General features: G+C 70.7%; 8 protein-coding genes and 1 rRNA gene. 3 read left to right on the top strand and 6 right to left on the bottom strand.

Translation table 11 applies throughout. The features are described from left to right. Nucleotides 1-165: 165 nt before the first annotated feature. Together OG844_RS25715 and OG844_RS25720 are read right to left on the bottom strand one after the other, a co-directional pair. Nucleotides 166-1691 (bottom strand): 16S ribosomal RNA (locus OG844_RS25715). A gap of 685 nt (nucleotides 1692-2376) precedes the next feature. Then, on the bottom strand, nucleotides 2377-2934 hold the full coding sequence (locus tag OG844_RS25720; RefSeq protein ID WP_383183230.1) for a MarR family winged helix-turn-helix transcriptional regulator: 558 nt from the start codon (nucleotides 2932-2934) through the stop codon (nucleotides 2377-2379). Nucleotides 2935-3076: 142 nt separating this feature from the next. Between OG844_RS25720 and OG844_RS25725 the strand changes: the two genes are divergently transcribed. Beyond that, on the top strand, nucleotides 3077-4375 hold the full coding sequence (locus OG844_RS25725) for an MFS transporter (RefSeq protein ID WP_406396254.1): 1299 nt from the start codon (nucleotides 3077-3079) through the stop codon (nucleotides 4373-4375). Here OG844_RS25725 and OG844_RS25730 read toward each other — a convergent pair. Both OG844_RS25730 and OG844_RS25735 read right to left on the bottom strand, forming a co-directional pair. Continuing rightward, the gene (locus OG844_RS25730) at nucleotides 4369-6051 is read right to left on the bottom strand and encodes a SpoIIE family protein phosphatase (protein ID WP_406393424.1); all 1683 of its coding nucleotides are present in this window, start codon (nucleotides 6049-6051) and stop codon (nucleotides 4369-4371) included. The genes OG844_RS25725 and OG844_RS25730 overlap by 7 nt on opposite strands. Nucleotides 6052-6401: 350 nt before the next feature. Then, the gene (locus OG844_RS25735) at nucleotides 6402-7817 is read right to left on the bottom strand and encodes an NAD(P)/FAD-dependent oxidoreductase (RefSeq protein ID WP_406393425.1); all 1416 of its coding nucleotides are present in this window, start codon (nucleotides 7815-7817) and stop codon (nucleotides 6402-6404) included. Between the two features lie 384 nt (nucleotides 7818-8201). On the opposite strand from OG844_RS25735, the gene OG844_RS25740 reads away from it, so the two are divergent. Both OG844_RS25740 and OG844_RS25745 read left to right on the top strand, forming a co-directional pair. Further along, complete coding sequence (locus OG844_RS25740; RefSeq protein WP_406393427.1) at nucleotides 8202-8990, top strand: TetR/AcrR family transcriptional regulator; 789 nt, start codon at nucleotides 8202-8204, stop codon at nucleotides 8988-8990. Nucleotides 8991-9232: 242 nt separating this feature from the next. After that, on the top strand, nucleotides 9233-11272 hold the full coding sequence (locus OG844_RS25745; RefSeq protein WP_406393428.1) for a sigma-70 family RNA polymerase sigma factor: 2040 nt from the start codon (nucleotides 9233-9235) through the stop codon (nucleotides 11270-11272). Here the strand turns inward: OG844_RS25745 and OG844_RS25750 are convergent. Together OG844_RS25750 and OG844_RS25755 are read right to left on the bottom strand one after the other, a co-directional pair. Beyond that, nucleotides 11259-14504, bottom strand: a complete 3246-nt coding sequence (locus OG844_RS25750; protein WP_406393429.1) for an ATP-binding protein — start codon at nucleotides 14502-14504, stop codon at nucleotides 11259-11261. The genes OG844_RS25745 and OG844_RS25750 overlap by 14 nt on opposite strands. A gap of 194 nt (nucleotides 14505-14698) precedes the next feature. Beyond that, entirely contained in the window at nucleotides 14699-16810 is a 2112-nt protein-coding gene (locus OG844_RS25755; protein ID WP_406393430.1) for an asparagine synthase-related protein, read from the bottom strand. Nucleotides 16811-17560: the final 750 nt, after the last annotated feature.

The following is a 17560-nucleotide window of genomic DNA, read 5'->3' on the forward strand; positions in this document are numbered from 1 at the left end:
GCCCGACCCGATCAACAAGTTCTTATTTTCCACGCCGAAGCAGTACTCATAACAACCAGCCAACCGTGCCGAATAGTCAACGTTCCACCCATGAGCAACCACCGTCGAACATTTGCCGACGAAATGGTCTCTGGATTCCCCGAAGAGAACCTAGATGCTCCTTAGAAAGGAGGTGATCCAGCCGCACCTTCCGGTACGGCTACCTTGTTACGACTTCGTCCCAATCGCCAGTCCCACCTTCGACAGCTCCCTCCCACAAGGGGTTGGGCCACCGGCTTCGGGTGTTACCGACTTTCGTGACGTGACGGGCGGTGTGTACAAGGCCCGGGAACGTATTCACCGCAGCAATGCTGATCTGCGATTACTAGCAACTCCGACTTCATGGGGTCGAGTTGCAGACCCCAATCCGAACTGAGACCGGCTTTTTGAGATTCGCTCCGCCTCGCGGCATCGCAGCTCATTGTACCGGCCATTGTAGCACGTGTGCAGCCCAAGACATAAGGGGCATGATGACTTGACGTCGTCCCCACCTTCCTCCGAGTTGACCCCGGCAGTCTCCTGTGAGTCCCCATCACCCCGAAGGGCATGCTGGCAACACAGAACAAGGGTTGCGCTCGTTGCGGGACTTAACCCAACATCTCACGACACGAGCTGACGACAGCCATGCACCACCTGTATACCGACCACAAGGGGGGCACCATCTCTGATGCTTTCCGGTATATGTCAAGCCTTGGTAAGGTTCTTCGCGTTGCGTCGAATTAAGCCACATGCTCCGCTGCTTGTGCGGGCCCCCGTCAATTCCTTTGAGTTTTAGCCTTGCGGCCGTACTCCCCAGGCGGGGAACTTAATGCGTTAGCTGCGGCACCGACGACGTGGAATGTCGCCAACACCTAGTTCCCAACGTTTACGGCGTGGACTACCAGGGTATCTAATCCTGTTCGCTCCCCACGCTTTCGCTCCTCAGCGTCAGTAATGGCCCAGAGATCCGCCTTCGCCACCGGTGTTCCTCCTGATATCTGCGCATTTCACCGCTACACCAGGAATTCCGATCTCCCCTACCACACTCTAGCTAGCCCGTATCGAATGCAGACTCGGGGTTAAGCCCCGAGCTTTCACATCCGACGTGACAAGCCGCCTACGAGCTCTTTACGCCCAATAATTCCGGACAACGCTCGCACCCTACGTATTACCGCGGCTGCTGGCACGTAGTTAGCCGGTGCTTCTTCTGCAGGTACCGTCACTTGCGCTTCTTCCCTGCTGAAAGAGGTTTACAACCCGAAGGCCGTCATCCCTCACGCGGCGTCGCTGCATCAGGCTTTCGCCCATTGTGCAATATTCCCCACTGCTGCCTCCCGTAGGAGTCTGGGCCGTGTCTCAGTCCCAGTGTGGCCGGTCGCCCTCTCAGGCCGGCTACCCGTCGTCGCCTTGGTAGGCCATTACCCCACCAACAAGCTGATAGGCCGCGGGCTCATCCTTCACCGCCGGAGCTTTTAACCCCGTCCCATGCAGGACAGAGTGTTATCCGGTATTAGACCCCGTTTCCAGGGCTTGTCCCAGAGTGAAGGGCAGATTGCCCACGTGTTACTCACCCGTTCGCCACTAATCCACCCCGAAGGGCTTCATCGTTCGACTTGCATGTGTTAAGCACGCCGCCAGCGTTCGTCCTGAGCCAGGATCAAACTCTCCATGAATGTTTTCCCGTAATCGGGAGAGCACCATAAAAGAGCGGGACAACCAACCGGAATAGGGCTGGTCATCCACAGCGTCCTCGCTGATGTTGCCTACCCGCCACATGGGCCAGTAGGACTTCAAAGGAACCACCAACCCACCGAAGTGGGCCGGGGTATCAACAAATTTGGCGTTGACTTTTGGCACGCTGTTGAGTTCTCAAGGAACGGACGCTTCCTTCGGTCCCGTTTCACCGGGGCCCTCCGGGCGCTTCCCTTCGTTCTTGCGTTTCCGACTCTATCAGACTCTTTCGTGTCCGATTCCCGGCCGAAGCGGGCCCCCTGCGAAGCAGGAGAATTGTTACTGCGCTTTCCAGTTCTTCGCTTTCGCGTTTCCCTTTCCGGCGAGTCCGACTCTATCAGATCCTTTCGGGCCTGATTCCCAGTCAGTGGGGCTTGTCTTCCCGGCTGTTGGGCCGTTCCGACGCTCAAACTCTAGCGGGTTTCCTCCGCGGCTCATAATCGAGCTTTCGAATTGAATTTCGGCATACCGAAATTCTCCCCGGCGGGAGATCGTGCTGAGTTTGGTTGCCGCATTCGCGGCGGGATCGGCTGCCTCGGGACCGTTCCGGCTCCGTGGCAACTCGGAGAACCTTACGGATCGGGGCGGAGCGTGTCAACCCCCTCCCCTGGGGGCCCGTCGGACCCATCAGTCCAGGTCGGTGAGCCGGCCGCCCGCGTCCGGCTGGGCGTGTTCCACACGGCGCAGGAGGCGGATCAGCATCTCGCCCAGGACCCCGCGCTCGTCTCCCGAGAGGTCCTGGAGAAGGTCCTCCTCGAAGTCGGTGGCCATCCGCATCGCCTCGAGCCACTTCGTCCGGCCCTCGTCGGTCAGCTCGACGATGACGCGCACCCTGTTGTTCTCGTCCCTGTCCCGGGTGACCAGGCCTTCGCCCGCCATCCGGTCGATTCGGTGGGTCATCGCGGCCGGTGTGAGACCGAGTCGCTTCGCCAGCTCGCCGGGGCCGAGCCGGTACGGGGCGCCGGCCAGGACGAGGGTCTTGAGGACCTCCCACTCGGCATTGCTGATGCCGAGGGCGGCGACCTGCCGGCCGTACGCGACGTTCATCCGGCGGTTCAGCCGGCCCAGCGCGGAGACGACCTGCTCGACCTGCGGGTCGAGGTCGCGGAATTCGCGCTGGTAGGCCGCGATCTGCTCGTCGAGGCTCGGCTCCTGGAGCTCGGGCTGCTCGGGGGTGTCAGACATGGCGGGCAGTATCGCACGCTCCCCATCGCCGTCGAAGTCCTTCTATGTGTAGCGTTAAGGTTCTAATTTTAGTGCTAAAGTCTACGAGTCTGTGTTCTTCAAGGTTCTTCGAAGTCTGAGGTAGGTGAGTGTGACCAGGGAGATGGGTGCAGCGCTGCGGCGGATCCAGGTGGGGAGCGCGCTGAGCGCGTTCGGCCTCGGGTTCACCGTTCCGTATCTGTACGTCTACGTGGCGCAGGTCCGGGATCTTGGCGCCGGTACGGCAGGTGTCGTTCTGGCTGTCTTCGCCATGGCAGCGTTGGGGGTTCTGCCGTTCACGGGGCGGGCCATCGACCGCCGCGGGCCGCTGCCCGTACTGATCGTCGCCGCCGGCCTGGCGGCCGTGGGTGCTGCCGCGCTGGGTGTGGCGGGCAGCGTGACGACCGCAGTGCTGTCGGCTGCCGTCCTCGGAGCCGGTACGGCGGTCATGCAGCCGGCACTCGCCACGATGCTGGTGTGGTGCTCGAGCACGACCACCCGTACCCGCGCCTTCGCCACACAGTTCTTCCTGCAGAACCTGGGCCTCGGCGTCGGCGGGCTGGTCGGCGGGCAGATCGTCGACGTCGACAAGCCGTCGAGCTTCACCCTGCTCTTCCTGATCGAGGCGGTCATGTTCGTCGTGCTCGCGGTGGTCGCGGCCACCGTGCGCATGCCCCGTACCCCGTCCATCTCCGGTGCCCGGCCCACCGACGGCTCCGCCCCCGGGTCCGGACTGCGGGTCCTGCTCTCCCACAGGGCCATGGTCCAGCTGTGTGTCCTCGGCTTCGTGCTCTTCTTCGCCTGCTACGGACAGTTCGAGTCCGGGCTCGCGGCCTACGGCACCGAGGCGGCCGGGATCGAACCGTCGACCCTGGGCATCGCGCTGGCCGCCAACACGGCCGTCATCGTCGTCGCACAGTTCGTCGTGCTCCGTCTGGTGGAGCGTCGGCGGCGCAGCCGGGTCATCGCGTGGGTCGGTCTGATCTGGGCGTTCGCCTGGATCGTGGCCGGATACGCGGGCCTGGGGCACGGCAGCCGGACCATGGCCACGGCCGCGATGGTCTCGACGTACGCCCTGTTCGGGCTCGGTGAGTCGATGCTGTCGCCGACGGTGGCGCCGCTCGTCGCCGACCTGGCGCCCGAGGCGATGGTCGGTCAGTACAACTCGGCGTTCGCCCTGGTGAAGCAGTTGGCCCTGGCGGTCGGACCGGCCGTGGGCGGGCCCATGGGGGCGACGCTGCACGGGCTGTACATCGTGACGTTCGTGCTGTTCTCGCTGGGCATCACCGTGCTGGCCCTGAGACTGGGCCGGCAACTCACTCCCGTACAGGACAAGCCGTCGCTCGTGGCGGTGCCGTCGCGGGTGGTGGCGGTGTCACTCCCGGAGGGCGGGCCGGTGACCGCTCCCGCGACCGCTCACTGAGGAAGCGCGAACTCGCACCAGACCGCTTTGCCGCCGCCCGGTGTGCGGCGGCTGCCCCAGGACGAGGCGATGCTCGCGACGATGGAGATGCCGCGTCCCGCCTCGTCCGCGGGTTCGGCTCTGCGGCGGCGCGGCAGGTGGTCGTCGCCGTCCGTCACCTCGATGATCAGGCGGCGGTCCGTGCGGCGCAGGCCCAGACGCATGGGCGGGGTGCCGTGCTGGAGCGAGTTCGCGACGAGTTCGCTCGCGGCGAGCACGCCCAGGTCGCAGAGTTCGACGGGGAACCGCCAGGAGGCCAGGACCCCGGTGGCGAAGGCGCGGGCCCGGGGAGCGGCTTCGACGCCGCCGAGCAGATCGAGCGAGGCGTTGTGGAACAACTCCGCGTTCGTCCCCGTGCGGGCGGGGTGCTGCACCACCAGGACCGCCACGTCGTCGTCGTGCTCGGCGGTCACCCCCAAGGAGCGGATCAGCCGGTCGCAGACCACCTGGGGCGACCCCTTGGCACCGGACAGCGCGCGCTCCAGGGAGGCGACGCCCTCGTCGATGTCCTCGCTGCGGCGCTCGACCAGGCCGTCGGTGTACAGCACGGCGGTGGAGCCGGGCGGCAGGGCGATCGTCCCCGAGGTATGAACCCAGCCGCCGGTGCCGAGCGGCGGGCCGGTCGGTTCTTCCGCGCGGTGCACCGTGCCGTCCTCGTCGCACACGAGGATCGGGAGGTGGCCGGCGGAGGCGTAGACGAGATGCCCCTCGTTGGGATCATGGACCGCGTAGACGCACGTGGCGATCTGGCTGGCGTCGATCTCGGACGCGATGACGTCGAGGAGCTGGAGCACCTCGTGCGGCGGCAGGTCCAGGCGTGCGTAGGCGCGGACCGCGGTGCGCAGCTGACCCATGACGGCGGCGGCACGGACCCCGCGCCCCATCACGTCGCCGATCACGAGAGCGGTGCGGCCCGCGCCGAGGGTGATGACGTCGTACCAGTCGCCGCCGACCGCCGCGTCCGTGCCACCCGGCTGGTACGTCGCGGCGATCCGCAGGTCGTCGGGCTGTTCGAGGTCCTGCGGGAGCAGGGAGCGCTGGAGTGTCACGGCGGTTTCGCGGTGGCGGCGTTCGCTCGCACGGAGCCGTTCCGCCGCTTCGGCGTGGTCGGTGACATCGGTGGCGTAGACGAGCACGCCCTCCTCACCCGGGGCGCTCTTCGTGTGCTCGGGATAGCCGGCGGCCACAGGTGTGCAGGTCACGGTGTACGAACTGCCGCCCTGGACCTTTCGGGACTTCACCGTGCGGGGCGTGCCGCTGCGCAGGACCTGGTCCATCAGGGGCAGCAGGCTGAGCTCGGTGAGCTCGGGCATGGCGTCCACGGCGCGCACGCCGCGGGGGCGGGGGCCGAATGTCGCCGTGTAGGCGTCGTTGACGTACGTGATGCGGTGCTCGGGGCCGTGCAGCAGCGCGACCGGGGCGGGGAGCCTGCCGAGGATGTCGCGGGCCGAGAGGGTTTCGTGAGCGGCGCCCGGGAGCGTGGCAGCGGGCGTTTCCGGTGTGTTGTCCGGCGGCGTGGGTGCGCTCTTCGGCCGGGCGGACTCGGCGCGGGCGGCGGGTACGGAACTGTGGTCGTCCCGCGCGGCGGTTCTACGCTGCGTTCCGGGAAGGCGGGCGCTCCAGCGCGTGAAGTTCACGGAATTTCTGGCCTCGTGTGTCGGTCTGGTCCGCTCGGGCGAGCTGCTTCTTCTACCGGTTTCTGTGCCGGTTCTTCTGCCGGTGCAGGGGCATCCGGGGCCGGACCCCCGGGAAGGCGCAGCCGGGCCTCTTCGTGCTGTCGATCGTCGCTTTCGGTCACTGTAGGTGACTGTCGGCCGGGTCACTCTGTGCAGGTGTGGGCCCACCTATGGTCACACGCCCAGTGTGACCGACCGTACTGACAGTTGTGGTTCGGCTGTCCGTCCGGTGGCTGAACTGCGGCCGTCGTACGGCGGCAGAACCGCTGTCCGCAGTGGTCGGAGGGCCCGGCCCCCGTGGGGCCGGGAGATCAACCGGATGTCTTCGGCGGACTGTCGTCCTTCGGCGGGTTGTCCTCGGGACGTGTCCGGTTTCCCTCGCTTCCGGGGTGCCCCGGGTGGGCGTGGCCGCCGGCCGCGAGGGCGAACTCGGCGCGTGGGTGTTCGAGCGAGCCGAGGGAGACGATCTCGCGTTTGAAGAGTCCGGCCAGGGTCCATTCGGCGAGGACGCGCGCCTTCCGGTTGAAGGTGGGCACCCGGCTGAGGTGGTACGTGCGGTGCATCAGCCAGGCCGGGTAGCCCTTGAGCTTGCGGCCGTAGACGTGGGCGACGCCTTTGTGCAGCCCCAGCGAGGCGACGGATCCGGCATAGGAGTGCCGGTAGTCCTTGACCGGTCGTCCGGCGAGCGTGGCGACGATGTTCTCGGCGAGGACCTTGGCCTGCCGTACCGCGTGCTGGGCGTTCGGCGCGGTCTCCCTGTCCGGCTCGGAGGAGGTGAGGTCGGGTACGGCCGCCGCGTCACCGGCGGCCCAGGCGTGCTCGACGCCCTCGACGGAGAGCGCGGCGGTACAGCGGAGCCGGCCGCGCCCGGTGAGGGGCAGGTCGGTGGCGGCGAGGAGCGGTGCGGGCTTGACGCCTGCCGTCCACACGAGCGTGCGGGTCGGGAAGCGGGAGCCGTCGCTGAGCACCGCGACCCGGCCCTCGCAACTGTCGAGACGGGTGTCGAGGCGTACGTCGATGTTGCGGCCCCGCAGTTCCCGGACGGCGTACTTCCCCATCGCCTCTCCGACCTCGGGCAGGATGCGGCCGGTGGCCTCGACCAGGATCCATTTCAGGTCCGCGGGCTTGATGTTGTGGTAGTACCGCGAGGTGTAGCGGGCCATGTCCTCGAGCTCGGCGAGCGCCTCGACGCCTGCGTAACCGCCTCCGACGAAGACGAACGTGAGGGCGGCGTCGCGGATGGCGGGGTCACGGGTGGCGGAGGCGATGTCCATCTGTTCGATGACGTGGTTGCGCAGGCCGATGGCCTCCTCGACAGTCTTGAAGCCGATGCCGAAGTCGGCGAGGCCGGGGACCGGCAGGGTGCGCGAGACGGATCCGGGCGCGACGACGACCTCGTCGTACGGGATCTCGACGGCGCCCGTGCCGTCCTCACCGGTGGCGAGGGTCGTCACGGTCGCGGTGCGCTTGGCGTGATCGATGCGCTCCGCCTCACCGATGACGATCGTGCAGTCCTTGAGGACCCGACGGAGCGGTACGACGACGTGCCGGGGTGAGATCGAGCCGGCCGCCGCCTCGGGCAGGAACGGCTGGTACGTCATGTAGGGCTCGGGCGTGACCACCACGATCTCGGCATCGCCGCTCTTCAGTCTCTGCCGCAGCTTCCGCTGGAGACGCAGAGCCGTGTACATCCCGACGTAGCCACCGCCTACGACGAGAATGCGCACACTTGGCCGGGTGCCGGGGGTCGTCCGCCGGGAATCTGGAGCCATCACCATCCCATGACGCAACGGAGTCCGGTGTTTGTCCACAGGCCCGACAAATTGTGTGACCGGAGGTCTTCGATCACCGGAGGGCGCCCGCGCGCCGGGCATTTCGACAAGCGTGCAGGTCAGGCAGGTCGGGAGAGCCTGGGAAGAGGGGGTGAATCAGGGGCCAACCGGTCCTTGCTCCGATCGGGGGGCGCTCCATGCGGAACTACCCCCTTCTGAATTGACCCGGGCTCAACTATGTTCGTACCCCGTCGGGGTGTCGGATTCGGACGATGATCCGCACAACGACTGACACGGCGGGGAAGTCTCCGGGGGGAGACGTCATAACCGGGGGAAGTTATGCACATTCAGGATTTGCATGGGCAGACCGCTGTCGCCTCTTCTACGGAGGGCCACGGGCGGCTGACTGCGGTAGGAGCGGTGGGAACGGTCGCTGCGGTGGGGAACACACCCCGCTCGGCGCCTCTCCGCGTGGACGCACAGCGCAATCTGGAACACGTCCTGCGCGCCGCACGTGAGGTGTTCGGCGAGCTGGGTTACGGCGCGCCGATGGAGGACGTGGCGCGGCGCGCCAGGGTCGGGGTCGGCACGGTCTACCGCCGGTTCCCGAGCAAGGACGTGCTGGTACGACGGATAGCCGAGGAGGAGACCTCCCGGCTGACCGATCAGGCGCGGACGGCTCTGGGGCAGGAGGAGGAGCCCTGGTCGGCGCTCTCCCGTTTCCTGCGGACCTCCGTGGCATCGGGTGCGGGGCGGCTGCTGCCTCCGCAGGTCCTGCGGGTCGGGGCCGACGCGGACGAGCACGGCACGGCCGGCCAGGGCGAGACGCGGGTCCCGCACCAGCGGCAGGGAGTGGGCCAGGCCGATCTCCGGGTGGTTCCACCGCGTCCGTCGGCCGAGGAGGAGTTCGACGACGACTCGGGTGCGGCCGAGCTGCTCGAGGTCGTGGGCAGGCTGGTCGACCGGGCGCGTGAGTCCGGTGAGCTGCGGGGCGATGTGACGGTGGCCGATGTGCTGCTGGTGATCGCCACGGCGGCTCCGGCCCTGCCGGATCCGGCTCAGCAGGCCGCGGCTTCGGCACGGCTGCTGGACATCCTGCTGGAGGGTCTCCGCTCCCGTCCCGCGTAGGCATACGGCCGGTGTCCGTCCAGCACTCCGTCCGGCGCCGGACGGACACCGGTACGCCCGCATCCGCACCCGACGACCGGGGGTAGCAGTCGTCGGCGCTTCCCCCCGGGGTGACGCCGCGGCCCCTGTTCAGCAAGAAAGCCCCGGACGAGTGGTTGACGGGGCTGAGGGTCCGTCGCGACGACGCCCTGTGGCACGCTTGCCCGGTATTCGGGTCCGAAGCGCATACGGGGGCTTCCGCGATGAGCGGTGACGGGCAGCAGGAAGAACCGTTCGACGATATCGCTGCCGCAGGCGGTGGCACGGAGACCGGTGTGCCGTCCGGTCACGTGCCGGGCCAGGCAGGCTCCGGAAACCGCGAGGACCGGCAAGGGCTCGCCGAGGGCGGCACTGTCCTGCCCGGTCCCTGGCCGGCACGGCCCGACGTCACCGCGGGCCCCGGGACGGATCTTTCTACAGGAATCGAAGCGGGGCACGCAGCGGGAGACGAAACCGTCACCGCTACGGAGACCGACGCGGCGTTCGCCGTGCCCCTGCAGCGTGAGGGCCGCGGCAGTTCCGCCGAACTCGCGCCGTCGGACGCCCAGTTGATCCAGGGCATGCGGACCGGCGACGACCGTGCGTACGAGGAGCTGTTCCGCCGGCACTCGGGAGCCGTACGCCGGTACGCCCGCACCTGCTGCCGCGACGCGCATACCGCCGACGACCTGACGGCCGAGGTGTTCGCACGGACACTTCAGGCGGTCCGCGGCGGGAAGGGACCGGAGGAAGCGGTCCGGGCGTACCTCATGACCGCTGTCCGCCATGTCGCCGCCGCCTGGACGAAGAGCGCGAAGCGGGAGCATCTCGTCGAGGACTTCGCGGTGTTCGCCGCACAGGCCACGCGTTCCTCCGAGCTCTCCGACGCCGACACCCTCGATCTCGGTGCCGATGTGATGGCCATGCACGAGGCGGACCGGTCGATGGCGATGCAGGCGTTCCGCAGCCTGCCGGAGCGCTGGCAGGCCGTGCTGTGGCACACCACCGTGGAGGAGGAGTCGCCGAGCGAGATCGCCCCGCTGTTCGGGCTGTCGGCCAATGCCACGGCGGTCCTGGCCGTCAGGGCACGCGAAGGGCTCAAGCAGGCCTATCTGCAGGCGCACGTGAGCGAGACCCTGACGTCCGGGGGAGACTGCGCGCAGTACGCCGACCGGCTCGGTGCCCATGCCCGGGGCGGCCTGCGGACCAGGGCCGAACGGGGGCTGCGCAAGCATCTCGACGCGTGCGCGAAGTGCCGTATCGCCGCAGGTGAACTGGCCCATGTGAACGCGGGGATTCCGGCACTGCTCCCGGTCGCCTTCATCGGCTGGTTCGCCGCCGGCTACGCGGTCAAGGCCGCCGGCATCGTGGCGGGCGGGGCAGCCGGTGCGGCCGGTGCCGGAGCCGCCGCGGCGGCGACGGGCAGCACGGCGTCCGGCGGCGCGGCCGGCGGTGCCGCGGCCGAAGGGCTCGGCGCGCCGGCGAAGGCAGGGATCGCTGCGGCGGTCGCCGTGGCGGCCGCGGCCGGACTGGTGTGGGCGCTCGTCGGTGACGACCGGCCCGCCCCGGAGACAGCGCCGCCGGCGAAACCGCCGGCGGCCGCTCCGGCGGTGCCCGCGCCAGCTCCCCCCTCGAAGCCGAAGCCTCCGGCACCGGCCGCACCGGCACCCGAAGCTCCCCCGGAGCCGACGCCCACGCCGAAGCCGGAACCCACACCCACGCCCACACCCACGCCGGAGCCGCCGCCCGCTCCGAAGCCCACACCCACTCCCGAGCCCGCCCCGCCGAAGCCGCCGGCACCGGAGCCTCCCCGGCCACCGGCTCCCGAGGTCTACCGGGTCAGCGAGTTGACGTACTCCGTCTTCGGCGACCACAGCGAGCCGGAGATCGTGCTGGGTGAGAGCCGGGGGGCGGTCTGGCAGCGTTCCGGGCTGTCGATCGGCTCCACGACGTACGCCCACGGGGTGACCGTCCACCCGCGCTCGTCCTTCACCGTCCGGCTGAACCGCGAGTGCAGCACCTACGAGGCGATGGCCGGTGTCGACGATCTGACCAAGTGGACCGGCGCCATGCGCTTCTCCGTGTTCAACGGCGACGGTGCCCGGTTGTGGCAGTCGCCGGTGATGCGGGGCGGTGACCCTGCCGTCGCCATGCGCGTCGGTATCGGCGGCCGGCGGACGATCCGGCTCGTCGTGGAGCCCACGGAGCCGTTCGGCGCGGCGGCACTGGCCGACTGGGCGAACTCGAGGATCAGCTGTCGCTGAGCTCCTCGGTGATGCCGGTCAGGAGTTCCACCGCCTCCTGCGGGGTCAGGGCGCTGCCTGCGGCGCGCTCCTCGTCGTACAGGAGAGGCCCCAGCTTCTCGCGCAGCTCCTCCAGCACCTCTGCCACCTCCGCCTCCTCCAGCACCGACCGCGGACCGCCGCCCCGCCAGGTGCGGGAGGCCGCGAGAAGGCGGGCCGCCGCCGCGTACTGTCCGAGCCGCGGCAGTGTGATGCCCGCCGCCTCCCCCAGATAGGCGGTGAACACGTTCGCGCAGCCGGCTTCGACGGCCATGCGGAGGCCGTCGGTGATGCCGCGCAGTCCGACGGCGGGCCCGCCTGACGGTTCGTACACGCTGATGCGGGCCGACAGGCACAGGAGGGCTGCCGCGAACTGCGGGGGCGGGCCGTAGACCTGCGCGCCGCGCGCCGAGTCGGCGAACCGCCGCGCCGCCGGGATCTCCCCGGCCGCCAGCGCGATCGAGGCCCGCAGGAAGTTCACGAAGGCGTGGGCGTCCAGCACGTGCTGCCGTTCGGCTTCGGCCTCCGCCTCGTCCAGTCCCTTCCTGGCCGCGTCCAGGTCACCGGTCAGGTAGTCGAGTTCGGCGAGGCGGCCGAGCAGGAACGGGGCCTCCGCATGGGCTCCGACCTCCCGTGCCAGCTCCAGCGCCTCCTGATAGGCGACGCGGGACTCGTCGTACCTCCCCCGCATCATTCCCGCCTCCGCGGCGGCGCTGGCGACCTGGGCGCGCAGGTAGCGGTCGCCGATGCGTCGGCTCAGTGTGCGCAGCTCGGCGAGGTCCTCGTCGATGCCGGTCATGCCGTGCGGTGCGTCGACGAGCATGTGGGTACGGAACATCAGGGTGACGCCGTACTCCCAGTCGCCGCCGTACTCACGGGTGTTGGCGACGGTCGCGTCGAAGTGCCCGCGCACGTCCTCCGTGAACTCGCCGCGCATGTACGAGGTCAGCGGCCAGAACAGCCCCGGGAAGCGGGCGGCCTGCGGGCCGCCGGATCCGAAGGCCTCGGTCACACACCTCACCAGTGCGTGGATCTCTTCGTCGTCCCGGGTCTCCGCGACTGCCTTGGTCTCCATCGTGAGGAAGAACCGCAGCATGTGCAGGTGCTTGCGGGGCCAGTAGCGGGGGTCGGCCGGATCGTCCGGGTCCTCGCCGAGTCCGGCGGCCCGGTCGGCCCAGGCCGCACCCTCGTTGCGGAAGTTGCGCAGCCACCAGAACCAGCCCATGTTCAGGACGAGTCGCAGCGCGTCCCGCTCGGAGGGTTCGGTGGCTACCGTGCGGTGCAGGGCCGCGCGGATGTTGTCGAGGTCCGCCTCCAGCCGGCTGATCCACGGGAGTTGTGCGCCGGAGCGGAGCAGGGAGTCGGCCTTCTCGGCCAGTGCGGCGAAGCACGCGGTGTGTGCCGCCGCCGCTGCGGCCCGTACGTCCGGTGTCTCGGCGGCGCGCTCGGAGGCGTACTCGTGGATGGTCTCCAGGAGGCGGTAGCGCATCTCGCCGGCGTCGGTGGGGGTCGCGACGACGAGGGACTTGTCGACGAGCGCACCGAGCAGGGACGCGGCGTCCGGGCTTCGGGTCACCGCCTCGGCGGCGCTCAGGTCCCAGCCGCCCGCGAAGACGGAGATCTGCCGCAGGACGGTGCGCTCGCCCTCCGAGAGGAGGTCCCACGACCAGTCCACGACCGCCCGCAGGGTCTGCTGACGGGGCAGAACGGTGCGGCTGCCGCTGGACAGCAGACGAAAGCGGTCGTCCAGGCGGTCCGCGATCTGGCGCGGCGTGAGCATTCTCAGCCGGGCGGCCGCCAGTTCGATGGCGAGCGGAAGCCCGTCGAGCCGCCGGCAGATCTCCGCGATGACCTGGGAGTCCTCGGCGTCCTTTCCTTCCGTCCCCTCGTCGGGACGGAAGTCGGGCCGCACCGCGCGGGCCCGTTCGGCGAAGAGGCGGTGGGCGGGGTGCGGGGGCAGCGGACCCACGGGGCGCACGGCCTCGCCCGGTACGCCGAGTGGTTCGCGGCTGGTGGCGAGGATGCGCAGCCGCGGGCAGTGCGTGAGGAGGGTCTCCGCGAGTGCCGCCGCCGCGTCGACGACGTGCTCGCAGTTGTCGAGCACGAGGAGGAACGGGCGGTTCCGCGACCGGTGGGAGAGGTGTTCGACGAGCCGTTCGGTGGGGTCCGCGGCCGCGGTGGGCCGGTCGTGGGCGCTGTCCCGCAGGAGGGTCGTCTCGCGCAGACCGAGTGCGGAGAGCACGGCTCCGGGTACTGCGGAGGGGTCGTCCAGCGGGGCGAGTTCGGCGATCCAGGCGCCCTGGCCCGCCGCGGACTCCTCGGCCAGCCTGGTCTTCCCCGAGCCGCCCGGGCCGGTGAGGGTGACGAGGCGGGCACGGGTCAGGTCGGCGCGGATCGCCAGGAGTTCCGGCTCCCGGCCGACGAAGGAGGTGAGCCTGGGACGGAGGTTGCCCTCCGGGGGGTGCGGGTGGGCCGGAGCTCCGAGGGCTGAGGGCCCCGCGTGGTCGAGGAGCTCCCGGTGCAGGGCGGTGAGTTCCGGTCCCGGGCCGGTGCCCAGGCCGTCCGCCAGGGCCCGGCGTGCCTCCTCGTACGCGACGAGCGCGTCGGCCTGTCTTCCCTCGGCGCGCAGGGCACGGAGCAGCTGCGCGTGCAGGGGCTCGTCGTAGGGGTGGGCGGCTGTGAGCTCTCTGAGCTCGGGTACGAGGCCTCTCGGAACTCCGCGCCGGAGATCGGCCTCGATGCGCTGCTGGATCGCCGCCATCCGGTCGGCCTCGGCCCGTATCCCGTGGTCGCGCTCGCGGAGGTCGGCGAGCGCGGGTCCGCGCCACAGGGCGAGCGCGGCGCGCAGGGTGCGGGCCGCGGACTCGGGGTCGCCGGAGTCGAGTTCGGCGGCTCCCTGGCGGGCCAGCCGCTCGAAGACGTACAGGTCGACGTCGTCGCGGCCGGCTTCGAGGCGATAGCCGCCGGGGGTGCCGGTGACGGCCGCCCGGCCCAGGGCGCGCCGCAGCCTGCCGACGAGGGCCTGGAGGGCGGCCGGCGCGTCGTTCGGGGGATCACCGGCCCATACGTCGTCGACGAGCGCGGCGACGGAGACGGGGCGGCCGGCGCGCAGGGCGAGAGCGGCGAGGAGGGCGCGCAGCCGCGTACCGCCTACGGGCAGCGGGTCGCCTTGCTCGTCGCGCGCCTCCGTGGCGCCCAGGATCAGGTACTGCACCGGCCCATTGTGCCGGTGCGGGTCTTCCGGAGCGCGGGGCTTTGTCCTCGAACGCCCGACGAGTCGGCCCGCGGCCCGGTCCGCGGGCAGTCCGAGGGCCCGACGTGCCGGGCCCTCGGTGCCTGGTCCGCGGCCGTCGTGCGGCGCCTCGGTCGCCGGTCCGCGGGCCCACGTGCGGCCCTCGGTTGCCGGTGTTACGGCTGGAGCGTCCTGCGGGACGGGACCACGCCGCCGGCGACTGCCCGTTGGCGCGGGGCCGCCGTGCCCGTCCAGCAGGTGCCCCGGCGGGTGACCAGGCGGCGGAGCCAGAGTTCCGTGGAGGCCAGGTCGGCCAGGCCGTCCAGGGGAAGCGGTTCGCCTTCGGACGCCGCACGCAGCGCCTTGCGTACGACGCGGGCCTCGATCAGGCCCGCGTCGGCGAGCAGGGGTGCGTCGAAGAGTGCGATCAGGTCCGGGAGAGCGGCGCGCAGGCCGAGGCGGCCCGCCGCGGCCGAGGTGGCCTGGGACGGGGTGCCCCAGCCGGGCGGCAGGTCGTGGATGCCCGCGCCCGCGAGCACCCTGCGCAGGATCGCGGCCCGGGCTCCCGGCTGGACGCGCAGCGATTCGGGCAGAGCCCTGGCCGCCCGTACGACCTGGTTGTCGAGGAACGGGGCGTGCAGCCGCTGGCTGCGGATCTCCGCGGCCTGTTCCAGGATCCGGTGGTCGGCCGCGTGCCGGGCCAGTGCCGCGCGGGCGCGGGCCTCTCCCGGGCGCTGCACCGACGTCGGTCGGATCGCCGCCTCCTGCAGCCGGACCGCTACTTCCGCGAGCGCCTCCCCGGTGAGCCAGCGTGCGGCCGGGCCCGGACGGGACCAGGCGAGGGAGGCGAGGGAGGCCTCTGCCGGGGTGTCGAGGTCGGGCGCGTAGCGGTTGGCGTCCGGCAGCAGGCCCGCTGCTGTTTCGAGGCCGGTGCGGTACGAGGTGCGGGCGAGCCGGCGGGCAGCGCGGTAGACGGTCAGCGGGACGAACAGGGAGTGCGCGGAGGGCCCTTCGGCCTTGGCGAGGGCCGCGACGGGGCGCAGCAGGTGGCGTCTGCGCCGGTCCATGAGCAGGTCGGCCAGGCGGGCCGGGTGGGCGTCGAGTACCTGCCGGGCGCCATGGCCGACGAAGTGGTCGGCGCTGCCCGCGGCAAGGCGGCGGCGGTGGCGCTCGGCAACGACGAGGGAGGGGGCGGGTTCGTCGGTGAGCGGGCCGCTGTCCAGTGCCGCGTAGGGCAGGGCCTCCTCGCCTGCCGCGACGACCACGTGGTGCAGGCGGGGGTTGGCGGCGATGACGCGGGCGCGTTCCAGCTCGTCCTCGCGGCCCTTCGTGGAGAGGTCGTTGAACGTGACCGCCAGCAGGCGCTCGCCGGCCCCGGTGCCGTGGCCGAGGACCGTGCCGGGCAGCCCGGGGAGTCCGGCGGCCAGCAGGGCGAGGGTGGCGGAGGCGCTGCCTCCGGAGAGGTCGGAGCCGATGCCGGGTACGGGCGCCCCGCGGGCGGCGCGGCGTTCGGCGGGTCCCATGCCGGGGACGGGTCCGGGGTCGGGCGGCATGGTCTCCGGGGCGTGGCGCGGGGCGGTCAGCCGGGCGCGTACGGCTTCGACGAGCGCGTCCCGTACGCCCTCGACGGCGCTGACCGGGTCGACCTGGGGCGCCGCAACGGCGAGGGACGCCACCGCTTCGTATCCCGTGATCTCGCGGGAGCCCTCCCGGAGGATGAGCGCGTGGCCCGGCGGGACCCGCTTCACTCCGGCGTACGGCGTGCCGTTGCCCAGGGCTTCCGGTGTCTCCGGACAGGCGAGCAGCGCGGCCAGGTGGCCGATGTCCAGCTGGGCCTCGATGAGGTCGGCCAGCGGAAGGGCGGCGGTCGCGTACGCGGTTCCGTCGGCCCAGGGCGTGTGGAAGACGGGGCGCGCTCCGGCGATGTCGCCGGCGACGGTGATGCGGCGGCCGATCTGGACGACGGCCGTGTAGCTGCCGGGCCAGGCGGTGAGATGGCGCAGCGCGCCGCCGCGGGCGGCGAGCAGTCCGACGCGGAGCTGCTCGTCGGTGGCCCCGCAGCAGCCGAGGACCGCGAGGCGGGTGGTGGGCGCGCCCTCCTGCGTCGCGACCTTGATGATGCGGATCTCGTCGGGGCGCCAGTCGCCGACGGCCCAGAGCGGATCCGGGTCGCCCCACAGGAGTTGGGAACCCACGGGGTGGACGGTTCGTCCCTCGCCGTGGTTGCCGACCGCACCTACGGTGCCGAAGCTCGCGGCGATACTGCTCCACCCCACCAACCAACGCATCGCCGCCTCCACAGGCTGTGGACGAACCGGCGTACCAGGACACGCGCACGCCGCTGCGGGACATGCTGCCACGACAAAGGCGCCCGGGAGGGGGTACGGACAGCGCACGCCGGAAGTGCATGCGCCCCTGGCAAAGGCCCGGCGGTGTCCGTGACAACCGAACCGGTGCTTCCGGGAGTTGTGGTGTCCGGCCCCGGAACCGGGCCGCGCCCCGGCCGCTCCGTAGAACGGATGGAATCCGGCCATAGCCGGACCGTTCCCCAACGCGTCGGCCGAGCGGCGTTATTCGGCCATTCTCTGATCGCGACACAACCGCGCGTTTCGCCTACGGGGGCCTCGCGGACGGTCCGGGATCACATCGGCCGGCGCATCCCCCCGGTGCGCCGGCCGACCTGTCGCGCCCCCCGACCGGCTGCCGTTCAACACACGGTCCGGGAGGTGTTCGCCACCTCCCGGACCGGTTCGCCGCCCGCGGGGATTGGGGCGGCGGTCTCCCCCAGCCCGCTGAGTCCAGTGCAGCGGGCCGACCCACGCAGCACCAATGGAAGCGCTCCCGTACCGGCCGGACCAGAGCGCACGGCCGGGCGCACGGCCACACACCAGGAGCACGGCGGACACCTCCGCGGCCGCGTCCCGGGCCCGCGCGGCGCGCCGCCCGCCCCCGGGCGCGCATCCGTCGCCGGGGCGGACAAGGACCGCCCAGTCCGCCCGCACGCACAACATTCCCGCCATACGGACGTCTGCCCCTTA

This window comes from Streptomyces sp. NBC_00887 (assembly GCF_045207585.1).